At 61.2% G+C, this 13745-nt stretch carries 10 protein-coding genes; 6 read left to right on the forward strand and 4 right to left on the reverse strand.

All coding sequences use genetic code 11. The features are described 5' to 3' along the window. Positions 1 to 14: 14 nt before the first annotated feature. From H8S34_RS05930 to mobA, 4 genes are all read right to left on the reverse strand, one after another. Entirely contained in the window at positions 15 to 803 is a 789-nt protein-coding gene (locus H8S34_RS05930; protein ID WP_101691170.1) for an amino acid ABC transporter ATP-binding protein, read from the reverse strand. Between the two features lie 12 nt (positions 804 to 815). Continuing rightward, on the reverse strand, positions 816 to 1460 hold the full coding sequence (locus H8S34_RS05935) for an amino acid ABC transporter permease (protein ID WP_186963310.1): 645 nt from the start codon (positions 1458 to 1460) through the stop codon (positions 816 to 818). 78 nt (positions 1461 to 1538) lie between these two features. Beyond that, on the reverse strand, positions 1539 to 2402 hold the full coding sequence (locus H8S34_RS05940) for a transporter substrate-binding domain-containing protein (RefSeq protein WP_186963311.1): 864 nt from the start codon (positions 2400 to 2402) through the stop codon (positions 1539 to 1541). 173 nt (positions 2403 to 2575) lie between these two features. Then, positions 2576 to 3166 carry a molybdenum cofactor guanylyltransferase gene (gene mobA / locus H8S34_RS05945; protein WP_186963312.1) on the reverse strand — a complete coding sequence of 197 codons (591 nt, stop codon included), beginning with the start codon at positions 3164 to 3166 and terminating at the stop codon, positions 2576 to 2578. Positions 3167 to 3321: 155 nt separating this feature from the next. Here mobA and H8S34_RS05950 point away from each other — a divergent pair, with 155 nt between their 5' ends. The 6 genes from H8S34_RS05950 to H8S34_RS05975 all read left to right on the forward strand — a co-directional run bounded on the left by H8S34_RS05950 (position 3322) and on the right by H8S34_RS05975 (position 13725). Then, positions 3322 to 4452: a D-alanyl-D-alanine carboxypeptidase family protein gene (locus H8S34_RS05950; protein WP_101691166.1), complete on the forward strand. Its 1131-nt coding sequence runs from the start codon at positions 3322 to 3324 to the stop codon at positions 4450 to 4452. Between the two features lie 247 nt (positions 4453 to 4699). Then, positions 4700 to 6754, forward strand: coding sequence for a 1,4-alpha-glucan branching protein GlgB (glgB, locus tag H8S34_RS05955; protein WP_328821041.1), 2055 nt, complete (start codon positions 4700 to 4702; stop codon positions 6752 to 6754). Between the two features lie 128 nt (positions 6755 to 6882). Beyond that, positions 6883 to 8100 carry a glucose-1-phosphate adenylyltransferase gene (locus tag H8S34_RS05960; protein WP_101691164.1) on the forward strand — a complete coding sequence of 406 codons (1218 nt, stop codon included), beginning with the start codon at positions 6883 to 6885 and terminating at the stop codon, positions 8098 to 8100. Continuing rightward, entirely contained in the window at positions 8094 to 9212 is a 1119-nt protein-coding gene (gene glgD, locus H8S34_RS05965; protein WP_101691163.1) for a glucose-1-phosphate adenylyltransferase subunit GlgD, read from the forward strand. Before H8S34_RS05960 ends, glgD begins: the two co-directional genes overlap by 7 nt. A gap of 177 nt (positions 9213 to 9389) precedes the next feature. Then, complete coding sequence (gene glgA, locus H8S34_RS05970; RefSeq protein ID WP_186963313.1) at positions 9390 to 11105, forward strand: glycogen synthase GlgA; 1716 nt, start codon at positions 9390 to 9392, stop codon at positions 11103 to 11105. Between the two features lie 175 nt (positions 11106 to 11280). After that, positions 11281 to 13725, forward strand: coding sequence for a glycogen/starch/alpha-glucan phosphorylase (locus H8S34_RS05975; RefSeq protein ID WP_101691161.1), 2445 nt, complete (start codon positions 11281 to 11283; stop codon positions 13723 to 13725). Positions 13726 to 13745: the final 20 nt, after the last annotated feature.

Here is a 13745-nt window from a genome sequence, read left to right on the forward strand (position 1 = left end):
TCCGGGGGCTGTTCTTATGCCTTTTGTGCGTAGCGGGCCAGGAACTGCCGGGTCCGTTCCTGGGTGGGCTGTTCGATGACCTGTCGGGCCGGGCCCTGCTCCACGATGACGCCGCCGTCCATAAAGATGACCTGGTCGGCCACATCCCGGGCAAAAGCCATCTCATGGGTGACGATGACCATAGTGGTCTTTTTGTCGGCCAGGGAGCGGATCACCTTGAGCACCTCGCCGGTGAGCTCCGGGTCCAGCGCGGAGGTGGGCTCGTCAAAACAGAGGATGTCCGGATGCAGCGCCAGCGCCCGGGCGATGGCCACTCGCTGCTGCTGTCCGCCCGAGAGCTGATGGGGATAGTGCTCGGCCCGGTCGGCCAGCCCCATCTGATCCAGCAGGGCCAGGGCCTCCTTCCGGATCTCAGCCAGGATCTCCTTCCGGTTGGCCTTGTAGTCGCTCCGCTCCTGGGCCAGCAGCTCCTTGGCCAGCATCACGTTCTTCAGGGCCGTATACTGGGGAAAGAGGTTGAAGGACTGGAACACCAGACCGAAGTGGAGGCGCTTTTTGCGCACCTCCGCCTCCCGCTGGGTACTGGGATCGGCCGCATCGAAGAGCACCTCGTCCCGTACCCGGATGGTCCCTACGTCGGGAGTCTCCAGAAAATTGAGGCACCGCAGCAGTGTGGTCTTGCCGGAGCCGGAGGAGCCGATGATGGCCAGAGCCTGTCCCTCCTCCAGGGAGAAGCTGATCCCCTTCAGGACCGAGGTTTTTCCGAACTTCTTCTGGATGTTTTCTACCTGCAAAATCGCCATATCTTCTACTCCTTACACCCGAAAATAGTCCAGCTTTTTCTCGGTCCGGCTGAGCAGCAGCGTCACCACACCGTTGAATACCAGGAAGAAAAATCCCGCATAGAACAAGGGCCAGATCATGCCCTTGTTGCCAAAGTCCTTGGCCAGCTTGATGATCTCTCCCACCATAATGAAGTTGGACAGGGAGGTATCCTTGACCAGGGTAATGATCTCATTGCCCATGGGCGGGACGATGCGCTTGACCACCTGGAGCAGCGTCACCTGGAAAAAGATCTGCCGCCGGGTCATGCCCAAAACCTGTCCGGCCTCCTGCTGTCCCCGGGGCACGCCCTGGATACCGCCCCGGAAGATCTCGGAGAAATAGGCGGCATAGTTGAGCACGAAGGCCACCGATGCCGCCGTCATGCGCGGGAGAATATGTCCCGGACTGAGGATGCCCGGCAGATAGTACACCACCGCCAGCTGAAGCATCAGAGGGGTGGAGCGCATGATGTACACATAGAGCCGGACCAGCCAGCTCAGCGGCTTGAACTTGCTCATCGTGCCGAAGGATACCACCAGTCCCAGGGGCAGCGACAAGACCAGCGTAATGACAAAGAGCTGGATGTTGAGCATAAAGCCCTTCATCATGGTGATTGTAACCGTTTCAAATGACATATTCTCTCTCCTATGCCGGAAGCGGACAAGGGGCAGGGGCTGCCCCCTGCCTCTTCTGTCCTCCGCTTGATGACGTGATTATTTCTGATTGGCCAGCAGCAGCTCGCTCAGCTCATATTTCTCCGCCAGCGTGCCCAGGGTGCCGTCGTCCACCAGCTCCTGCATGGCCTGATTCACCTTCTCGGTGACATCGGATCCCTTCCGGAAGCCGATGCCGTACTCCTCCACCGACAGCTCCAGATCGGGGATGACCATCAGGTCGGAGTAATCACCCACACCGGCCAGGGCGTTGGCCAGAACAAAGTCCATGACCGCCGCGTCGGCCGCGCCGCTCTTGACCTCCAGCAGCGCGTCGGTCTGCTTGACCACCGAGGTGTAGGTGGCCTGGCTGAGGAACTCGTCATTCTGCACCGTGCTCTCGCCTGCGGAGCCCGCCTCCGCGTCCACCTTAGCGCCGGCCAGAGACTCGGTGGAGGTGTACTTCTCCGCGTCGGCCGCACGGATCACCAGCACCTGGTAGTTCTTGATGTAGGGATCCGAGATGGAGATGGCCTCCTGCAGCTCAGGCGTGATGGTCATGCCGTTCCAAATACAGTCGATGTTCTTGGACTCCAGCTCCAGCAGCTTGGCGTCCCAGTTGATCTCTACAAATTCCGGCTCCACGCCCAGCTTCTCGCACACGGCGGTGGCAAACTCGGTCTCAAATCCGGTGAGCTCGCCGTCCTCTCCTATGTAGTTCATGGGCTCAAAGAGGGTGTAGCCGATCTTCAGCTTGCCGTTGCCCTCCACATAGGCCCAATCGCTGTCCGCGCTCTGGGCAGGGGTGCCCCCGGGGGTGCCGCTTCCGGCCGGAGCAGGGCTGGAGGCGGTGCCGCCGGAGCAGGCGGTCAGGGACAGGCCCAGGGCAGCGGCCAGAGCCAGCGCAGAGAGTTTCCGTTTCATATCTAAATTCCTCCCATTGTCGTTCTTTCGCGGACAGTGTCCGGGGTGTCGTCCTATTGCTTTAGTATATTACCACAATAAAGTGCTCTTGTGAAGGGGGTAACGCAAAAAATTTTTGCCGCCCCCTCTACCTAGGACGATCCCCGGTTTCCCCGCCGCCGGAACGGACCTGCTCACGGCTCCAGCAGCGGACGGGCCCGCTCCCACTCCTCGGGGGAATTGGCGTTGAAGAGACTGCGCTCCAGATCAAAGGCCGCAAGCTCCTCTTCTCCGATCTGCTCCACCGCTACAAAGGGAAAGAGGCCCTGGACAAAGGAGCGCCGCCCCTCCTCCAGACTGCGGGTAATGACCGGCAGACAGCTTTTGCGGTAGAGGGCAAAGAGGGGCTCCGGCCGCCCGTCCCCTCTGCGGATGGTGCACACATCCGCCTGCCCCATCCGCTCCGCCATCCAGCGGGCCAGGGCGGCATCTCCAAAGGGCATGTCCACTGCCGTGAGAAAGACCGCGTCGGTCTCCAGCTCCGCCAGTGCGGCCTCCAGGCCGGCCATGGGTCCCGCGCCCGGATGCCGGTCCAAGAGGGCCGGCACCTCCGCCGGAAGGGTGCGCCCTCCCTCTCCCGCCGAGACGGCCACGGCGTCGAATACCCCCATCCAGCGGTCGATCATCCGCTCCAGCAGGGTACTCTCCCCCACCGGGAGTTCCCCCTTGTCCCGTCCCATCCGGCGGGATTTTCCGCCGGTCAAAATCACCGTTGTAATATGCATATGGACCTTCCTCCTGTCCGGTGTAAACCGGTTTTCATTGTATCAGCTCTCTTTCCCACTGACAAGTTTTTCCGGCGGCATAGAACGGACAAATCTTCCATATCCTGTTCTTACAGAAACCTGCGCATGATCGCTTTGATACGGGAGGTACTGTCATGAAACAACTGGCCGCGGCCCTGCTGGCCGCTTCTCTGCTCCTCTGCCCCGCCGGGGCGGTCTCCAGCGCGCCGCAGGCGGAGGCAAGCGCCGCTGTCCTGATGGAGAAGGAGACCGGGACCCTTCTCTATGAACAAAACGCCCACGACAAACTGGAACCGGCCAGCGTCACCAAGGTCATGACTCTGCTCCTGGTGGTGGAGGCCATTGACGACGGCCGCCTGGGCCTGGACGACCTGGTGACGGTGTCGGCCCACGCCGCCTCCATGGGGGGCTCCCAAGTCTATCTGAAGGAAAACGAGCAGATGACGGTACAGGACCTGCTCAAGGCGGTGACTGTGGTCTCGGGAAACGATGCGGCGGTGGCCCTGGCCGAACACCTCTCAGGCAGTGAGGAGGCCTTTGTGGCCGATATGAACGAGCGGGCCGCCGAGCTGGGCATGGCGGACACCACCTTTCTCAACTGCACCGGCCTGCCCGCCGCCGGGCATCTGACCAGCGCCTACGATATCGCCCTCATGTCCCGGGCCCTGATCGGACATCCTATGATCCGGGAGTATTCCACCATCTGGATGGACTCCATCCGCAACGGGGCCTTCCAGCTCTCCAACACCAACAAGCTCATCCGTTTCTACCCCGGGGCCACCGGCCTCAAAACCGGCTCCACCGACTCGGCGGGTTACTGTCTCTCGGCCACGGCGGAGCGGGATGGCATGGAGCTCATCGCCGTAATCCTGCATTCCCCCACCTCGGCCCAGCGCTTTGACAGCGCCAAGCGTCTGCTGGACTTCGGCTTTGCCAACTATACCCTGGCCGACATCCGCCCCAACCAGGCCCTTCCCCCGGTGGATGTAATCCTGGGCCGGAAGGAACAGGTCCAGCCGGAGCTCTCCGCCTCCAGCCGGCTTTTGGTGGAAAAGGACCAGATCAACCAGCTCTCCACCCAGCTGGAACTCTGCCAGGATGTGGAGGCCCCCGTGGAGAAGGGCCAGATCCTGGGCCACCTGGTGGTGACCGTGGGCGGGGAGGAGCGGGAGCGCATCCCCATCGTCGCCTGCGAGGCCGTGGAGCGCGTCACCGTGCCCGGCATTTTCCTGGATTTTCTCCAGCGCCTGTTCCTGGCTGCCTGACCTTTTTCAGGGAGAGAACCATTCTTTTGGTTCTCTCCCCCTTTTTCTGTATTTTTCTTCCATATCTTGCGTTATGATGTGTTTTACGAAATAGCGCGGCACAGAGCCTTGACGTATTCCATATTATGTTGTATAATTTCTACAAATAAGCATCCGCTTTTTCGGATCCTTATTATCATCTATGCCAAGAGAAGGTTCTTTTTTCCCTTTACTTTTGGGCGTTTTTCGTACGAAGGAGAGTATGCCTATGAATCAGGTCACCAGCTATGCACCCGCTCTGGATGCGTTTTCAAAAGGTCAGGCCGTCCGTGCGCAGGAGTATCTGGGATCTCACGCACAGGTACAGGACGGGCAGGAGGGGTATGTCTTCCGTGTGTGGGCCCCCAATGCCAAGGCAGTATGCGTCATGGGAGATTTCAACGACTGGGATGAGTCCGATCACCCCCTCGCTCCCATCGGCGGCGGCGTGTGGGAGGGATTTGTCCCCGGCCTTCAGCGCTACGACTCCTATAAATATGCCATTCACACACAGGACGGCCGTGTCCTGGCCAAGGCCGATCCCTATGCCTTCCACGCTGAGACCCGTCCCGGCACCGCCTCCAAGATCTATGAGCTGGGCGGCTATGTCTGGGGCGATCAGGCCTGGCTGGAGTGGCGGAAAGCCAATCCCATCTATCACAAGCCCCTCAACATCTATGAAATGCACCTGGGCTCCTGGCGGCGCACCGGGGAGGACACCTTCCTCAGCTACCGGGATATTGCCCGCTATCTGGTCCCCTACGTCAAAGAGATGGGCTTCACCCATGTGGAGCTCATGCCCGTGAGCGAATATCCGCTGGACGACTCCTGGGGGTATCAGTGCACCGGATACTTTGCCGCCACCAGCCGGTACGGCACGCCGGACGACTTCATGTATCTGGTGGATCAGCTCCACCAGGCCGGCATCGGCGTCATTCTGGACTGGGTGCCCGCCCATTTCCCCAAGGACGCCTTCGGCCTGTACGAATTTGACGGCGGCCCCTGCTACGAGTACGCCGACCCCCGCAAGGGCGAGCACGCCGACTGGGGCACCCGCGTCTTTGACTACGGGCGCAACGAGGTCCGCTCCTTCCTCTACTCCTCGGCCCTGTTCTGGCTGGAGCAGTTCCACATCGACGGCCTGCGGGTGGATGCGGTGGCCTCCATGCTCTACCTGGACTACGGCCGGCAGGATGGACAGTGGTGCCCCAACCTCTTCGGCGGGCACGAGAATCTGGAGGCCGTGGATTTCCTCCAGCAGCTCAACACCCACATCTTCCAGGCTCACCCGGACGTGCTCATGATCGCGGAGGAGTCCACCGCCTGGCCCAGGGTATCTCACCCGGTGGAGCAGGGCGGCCTGGAGGGCGGTCTGGGCTTCAACCTCAAGTGGAATATGGGCTGGATGAACGATCTGTGCCACTACATGAAGCTGGACCCCTACTTCCGGCAGTTCAATCACCGGGACATCACCTTCTCCCTGATGTACGCCTTCTCGGAGAACTTCGTGCTCCCCCTCTCCCACGACGAGGTGGTGCACATGAAGGGCTCCCTCATCAACAAGATGCCGGGCACCGATGAGGAGAAGTTCGCCGGTGTGCGGGCCTTCTACACCTATATGCTCACCCATCCGGGGAAAAAGCTTCTCTTCATGGGCGCGGAGTTCGGACAGTTCAACGAGTGGCATTTTGAGCACTCTCTGGACTGGCACCTTCTGGAGCAGGAGCGCCATCAGCAGCTCCAGGGCTTCTTCCAGTCCGCCAACCAGTTCTATCTGGCCCACCCCGAGCTGTGGGAGCTGGACTTCTCCTGGGAGGGATTCCAGTGGATCTGTGCCGATGATAACCAGGGCAACTGCGCCGCCTTCCTGCGGAAGGACAAGAAGGGACACTTCCTGCTCACCCTGTGCAACTTCTCCCCCGTCCACCGGGCGGGCTACCGTCTGGGCGTTCCCTGCCCGGGCCGGTACGAGGTGGCCTTCAACACGGACGATCCCGCCTTCGGCGGAAACGGACTGGGCGATCTGGAGCCCCTCAAGTCGGAGTACATCCCATGTCACGGGCTGGAGCAGTCCATCTCGGTGGACCTGCCCCCCATGGGCGCAGTGATCCTGCGCTGCACCAAGAAATTCCCGCCCCGCCGCAAAAAGGCGGAGCTTTCGCCAGCCGCAAAGCCGGCGGCCAAGCGCACGAGCCGCAAAAAGGCCCCTGCCGCGGAGGAGTCCTCCGCCCAGGAGACCAAGCGTCCCGCCCGCAAGCCCCGCGCTTCCAAATCGGGCAGTTAAACCATCTACATACGCAGAGAGGAGCTGGGAATCCAACATTGCCTGTCATTGCGCTCCGGACTTCGTTCCGCTCCGGAGCCGATGTGGAGAGGGACATTTGAAAAGCAATCGCTAGAGGTGAACGTGTTATGAAAAAGGAATGTGTCGCCATGCTTTTGGCTGGCGGACAGGGAAGCCGTCTCCATGCCCTGACCAGCCACGTGGCCAAACCCGCCGTTCCGTTCGGCGGAAAATATCGCATCATCGACTTCCCGCTGTCCAACTGTATCAACTCCGGCATTGACACGGTGGGCGTGCTCACCCAATACCGTCCGCTGGAGCTCAACGCATATCTGGGCAACGGCCAGGCCTGGGACCTGGACCGCTCCGACGGGGGCGTCCACATCCTCCCCCCCTACATGCGCGAGGGGGAAAAGGGCACCTGGTACAAGGGCACCGCCAACGCCATCTATCAGAATATGGGCTTTATCGAGCTCTATGATCCGGAGTATGTGCTTATCCTCTCGGGTGACCACATCTACAAGATGGACTACTCCAAGATGCTGGCCCACCACAAGGCCAGCGGCGCGGCCTGCACCATCTCGGTGCTGGAGGTCACGCTGGAGGAGGCCACCCGCTTCGGCATCATGAATGTGGACGACTCCGACCAGATCTATGAATTTGAGGAGAAGCCCAAGCATCCCAAGAGCAATCTGGCCTCTATGGGCATCTACATCTTCACCTGGTCCAAGCTCAAGGAGTATCTGATGGCGGACGAGGCCGATGAGAAGAGCTCCAATGACTTCGGCAAGAACATCATTCCCTCCATGCTGGCCCACCAGGAGAAGCTGATGGCCTACCGCTTCCGGGGCTACTGGAAGGACGTGGGCACCATCGACTCCCTGTGGGACGCCAATATGGACATGCTCTCCCCGGAGAACGGCATCGATCCCTACGATACCGAGTGGCCCATCTACGCCCGCACCCCCACCAAGCCCCCCCTCTATACCGGTCCCAACGCCAAGGTGTCCCACTCCATGGTCACGGGCGGCTGTGAGGTCTACGGCACGGTGGAGAACTCGGTGCTCTTCCACTCGGTGCAGGTGGAAGAGGGCGCCCGGGTGGCCTACTCCATCCTCATGCCCGGCACGGTCGTGAAGGCCGGGGCCGTGGTGGAATACGCCATCATTGCGGAAAATACTGTCATCGGGGAGCAGGCCCATGTGGGTACGTCCCCGGACGACCAGAACGATTCGGAATGGGGCATCGCCGTCGTGGCGCAGAACCTCAAAGTTGGCCGGGGCGCCGTCGTACCCGCCAAGGCCATGATTACCCGCAATGTGAAAGGAGACGATAAGAAATGCTGAATAAACTCCACGGCATCATTTTTGCCTATCGCTCCAATCCCAGTCTGCGGGAATTGAGCCAGCATCGCAACACTTGTTCCATCCCCTACGGCGGCCGTTACCGGGTAGTGGACTTCATGCTCTCCAACTTCGTCAACGCCGGGGTCTCCGATGTGGGCCTCATCGCCCACGCCAACTACCAGTCCCTGCTGGACCATGTGAGCTCCGGTAAAGACTGGGACCTGGCCCGCAAGCACGGCGGTCTGCGCATCCTGCCCCCCTTCGGCTATGCCGATAAGCGGGGCGACGGGAATTACCACGGCCGGATGGACGCCCTGGCCGGCGTGTACTCCTACCTCCAGAAGATCCGGCAGGACTACGTGGTCCTGGCCGGCGGCGACGTGGCGGTCAACCTGCCCCTCGCCGAGATCTTCCAGTCCCATCTGGACAGCGGCGCCGACATGACGGCCGTGTGCACCTCCAAGCTCAACAGCGACCCCCGCGGCTGTGACTACTTCACCACCGACGAAAACGGCTTTGTCACCGACGTGGCCGTCAACCCCACCACGGCCGCCGGTCTGGAGTCCCTGGAGGTCTACATCCTCTCCAAGGAGCTGCTCCTCTCCCTGGTGGACCACTGCTCTACCCACAACATCTCCTCCTTCAGCGACGGCGTTCTGGTGTCGGCGGTGCATAATCTCAAGATCCACGCCTACCAGTTTGACGGCTATGCCGCCCGCCTTCAGTCGGTGGCCGGCTATTTTGCCCGCAGCATGGAGCTGCTGGACCCCGCAGTCCGCGCACAGCTCTTTGCCCCCGAACGTCCCATCAAGACCAAGGACCAGTCCAACCCCTCCACCTACTACGGCCCCGGCGCCAAGAGCATCAACTCTCTGGTGGCCGACGGCTGCATCATCGAGGGCGAGGTGGAAAACTGCATCCTCTTCCGCGGCGTGCATGTCCAGAAGGGTGCCCGGGTTTCCAACTGTGTGCTCATGCAGGGCACCGTCGTTCAGTCGGATGCCGTGCTCAAATATGTGATCACAGATAAGAATGTCCGGGTGAATCCGGGGCGGATGCTGATGGGTCATTCCAGCTATCCTTTAGCCATCGCCAAGAACGAAATCGTATGATCCTTTGACATTTTCCCCTGTGAGAGCCAAGAGACGAAGCTGTTTTTTCAACACTTCGTCTCTCGCTCTGACTGGAACTTTCTGCTATACTGGACATAACAGCAGTCTCCACCCATTGTGAAATTCCCATTGTTCCGAATGGGCAGTTGAACTGTGTGAAAGGAGTCTTTGCCCCATATGAACATTCTCTTTGCTTCCTCTGAGGTCGCCCCTTTTATTAAAACAGGCGGCCTGGCCGATGTGGCGGGCAGTCTTCCCAAGGCGCTGGCCGCGGCCGGCCATGATGTGCGCGTCATCCTCCCCCTCTACGAGGGGATCGGCCAGGAGTGGCGCGACCAGATGACCTATCTCTTCAATTTCCACGTGATCCTGGCCTGGCGCACGCCCTACTGCGGCATCTTTGAGCTCAAGCGGGACGGCGTGACCTATTATTTCGTGGATAACGAGTACTACTTCAAGCGCTCCGGCCTCTACGGCCACTATGACGACGCCGAGCGTTTCGCCTTCTTCTCCCGTGCCGTGGTGGAGACCCCCGCCCACCTGGACTGGCACCCCGATGTGATCCACGCCAATGACTGGCAGACCGCCCTGGCTCCCATCTATCTGCTGGAGGAGCGCACCCGTGTGCCCCAGCTCTATGGGACCAAGTCTGTCTTTACCATCCACAACATCGAGTACCAGGGCCGCTACGGAAAGGAGCTGCTGGAGGATCTGTTCGGTCTCAACTCCGGCTATTTCCACGAGCATATGCTGGCCTACCACGGAGATGTGAACCTGATGAAGGGGGCCATCTACGCCTCCGACTATGTCACCACCGTCTCCCCCTCCTATGCCGGCGAGCTCCAGTATCCCTTCTACGCCCACGGTCTGGAGGGCGTCATCGCCGACAACCGCCACAAGCTGCGCGGTATCCTGAACGGCATCGACACCGCGCTGTACGATCCCGCCCACGATCACGGCCTGGCCGCCAACTTCTCGCCCGACGACCTCTCCGGCAAGGCCGCCTGTAAGGCCGCCCTCCAGCAGGCCGTCGGCCTGCGGCAGGACCCCAATATCCCCATCATCGCCTGCATCTCCCGCCTGGTCAAGCACAAGGGCTTTGAGCTGGTGGCCTCCGCCATCCACGACATCATGGCCATGGATGTGCAGATGGTGGTCCTGGGCACCGGCGACTGGAATTTTGAGGAGGCCTTCCGCCACGCGCAGGCCCAGTATCCCGGCCGTTTCTCGGCCAACATTCTCTACTCGGGCGCCCTCTCCACCGCCATCTATGGCGGCGCGGACCTCTTCCTCATGCCCAGCATCGCCGAGCCCTGCGGCCTGTCTCAGATGATCGCCATGCGCTACGGCACCCTGCCCGTGGTCCGGGAGACCGGCGGCCTGCGGGATTCCGTGCGTCCCAACGGCACCGAGCACGCCAACGGCTTTACCTTCGCCGACATCAACGCCCACGATATGACCTGGGTGCTGGGTGAGGCGGTCAACCTCTACTACAACGGCAAGGAGGCCTGGCAGGCCCTCCAGCGCAATGCCATGACCGCCGACTTCTCCTGGAACCAGTCTGCCCAGGACTACCTCCAGGTCTACTACTGGGTCACGGGCTTTACCAATCCCGCCGAGCAGGAGGAGCCGGTCCCTTTTGAGGAGGAGCCTGCGGCTGAACCCGCTCCCGCCGCTGAGGAGCCCGTGGCTGAGCCTGCTCCCGCCGCTGAGGAGCCCGTGGCCGAGCCCGCTCCCGCCGCTGAGGAGCCCGTGGCCGAGCCCGCTCCCGTGGCTGAGGAGCCCGCAGCCGAGCCCGCTCCCGCCAAAAAAACTCCGGCCCGCCGCAGCACGAAAAAGACCGGCGGCAGCAAGAAGAGCCGTGCCGCCCGGAAGGCCGCAAAATCCGAATAACGTCCCTTCGTATTCACTGATCCCCTTACCGCTCCGCCGGTATTCCAGCGGAACGGCTAAGGTCACAGACCCGTCGACCGGCATATGATACCCTGTAAGCCTGCGGGCCCGGATTCCCTGGCCCGCAGGCTTTTGCCGTCTTCCGGGAACGCTGAGATTTTGGAGGAAACATTCCATGCACACTTATACCAAAAAAGAGCTGATGGCTCTCATCACCGGTAAGCTCCGCCGCAACTTCGGCCGGGATGTGGATGAGGCCACCAGCCTGCACATGTTCAAGGCCTGCGCCCTGGTCCTGCGGGACATCATGTCCGAGCGTCAGATGCAGACACAGGATCGGACCACCCGCAGTCACGCCCGCCAGGTCCACTACCTCTCCCTGGAATTTCTGATGGGCCGTTCCCTGATGAAAAACGCCTATAACCTGGGCGTGCTGGAGCCTTTGAAGGAGGCCATCGAGGGCCTGGGCTTCTCCGCTCCGGAGCTCTTTGAGTCTGAGCCGGACGCCGGCCTGGGCAACGGCGGTCTTGGCCGTCTGGCCGCCTGCTATCTGGACTCCATGACCACCCTGGATATTCCCGCCACCGGCTATTCCATCTGCTATGAGCTGGGCATCTTCAAGCAGAAGATCGTGGATGGCCAGCAGGTGGAGCTGCCCGACAACTGGCTGGGTCTGGGCGACGCCTGGCTCATCCCCAAGATGGACGAGGTGGAAGAGGTTCGCTTCGGCGGCCGCGTGGAGGACGTGTGGGATGAGCACGGACACCACTCCATCCGCCACACCGGCTATGACTCGGTCCTGGCCGTGCCCAAGGACATGGAGATCGCGGGTTACGGCACGGAACACGGCAATGTGCTCCGCCTGTGGGACTCCAAGAGCCCCCAGCCGGTGGATATGTCCCTCTTCTCCCGGGGCGAGTACCTCAAGGCGGTGGAGCGTCAGGCCCTGGCCGAGTCCATCTCCAAGATTCTCTATCCCGAGGACAATCACTACGAGGGCAAATCTCTGCGTCTCAAGCAGCAGTATTTCTTTGTCTCTGCCACCATCCAGTCCATCGTGCGCAAGCACCGGGCCGAGTATGGCACCCTGCGCAACTTCCATCTGAAGCACGTCATTCAGATCAACGACACCCACCCCACCCTGGTCATTCCCGAGCTCATGCGCATCCTGCTGGACGAGGAGGGCTACGGCTGGGATGAGGCCTGGAATATCGTCACCCACACGGTGGCCTATACCAACCACACCGTTCTGGCCGAGGCGCTGGAGCGCTGGCCCCAGCAGCTGGTCATCGACCTGCTGCCCCGGATCTGGCAGATCATCGTGGAGATCAGCAACCGCTATCAGGCCGAGCTGACCACCTACTTCCACGGGGATATGTCCAAGGTGGAGCGCATGGCCATCATCTGGGGCGGCGACGTCCGCATGGCCAACCTGTGCATCTGCGCCTGCTTTGCCGTCAACGGCGTGTCCGCCCTCCACTCGGATATCCTCAAGCGGGAGGTCTTCCACGACGCCTATCTGCGCACCCCCGGCAAATTCAAGAATGTCACCAACGGCATCGACCACCGCCGCTGGCTCAGCGAGTGCAACCCCCAGCTGGACGCCCTCATCAAGGAGTGCTGCGGCGGGGACCGCTATCTTCTGGATCCCGACGCCCTCTCCGGCCTGGAGAAGTACAAGGACGACAGCGCCGTGCTGGAGCGCCTGGACGCCATCAAGCAGGCCAACAAGAAGGCCTTTGCCTCCTATGTGGCCCGGGAGAGCGGCATCATCCTCAACACCGACGCCGTCTTTGACGTACAGGTCAAGCGCCTGCACGAGTATAAGCGCCAGCTCCTCAACGTGCTGCACATCATCTATGAGTACCAGCACCTGAAGGAAGATCCCAATTTCATGATCGTCCCCAAGGTCTACCTCTTCGGCGCCAAGGCCGCCCCCGGCTACTATGTGGCCAAGCGGATCATCCACCTCATCAACTCCCTGGCCGCCACCATCAACGCCGATCCCATCTGCAAGGATAAGCTCCAGGTGGTCTTTTTGGAGAACTACCGGGTCTCTCTGGCCGAGAAGCTCATGCCCGCCAGCGAGCTGAGCGAGCAGATCTCCACCGCCGGCAAGGAGGCCAGCGGCACCGGCAACATGAAGTTCATGATGAACGGCGCCGTGACCATCGGTACCCTGGACGGCGCCAACGTGGAGATGCACCAGGTCCTGGGGGATGAGAATATCTTCCTCTTCGGTCTCAAGGCCCACGAGGTCAGTGAGCTCAAGGCCAAGGGCTACCACTCCTACGAGTACTATATGCACAACAATGACCTGCGCGCCGTGGTGGATGCTCTGGCCCAGGGCTTCCAGGATGGCGTGAGCTACAACGACCTGGCAAAGCGCCTGCTCTTCGGAGACGGCTGCCCGGCCGACGAGTATCTGCTCCTGGCCGACTTTGACAGCTACCGCAACGCCCAGAAGAAGGCGGCCGACACCTATCTGGACCGCAAGAAGTGGAACCAGATGTCCCTGATGAATGTGGCCCGCTCCGGCATCTTTGCCGCCGACCGCTCCATCCGGGATTACGCCCGGGACATCTGGGATGTCCCCGTGCGGGATCTGAGCAAGCTGTAATCCTACAAAACCGACTCATA

The organism is Pseudoflavonifractor hominis, from assembly GCF_014288125.1.
In the GTDB taxonomy this organism is placed as follows: domain Bacteria; phylum Bacillota; class Clostridia; order Oscillospirales; family Oscillospiraceae; genus Pseudoflavonifractor_A; species Pseudoflavonifractor_A gallinarum.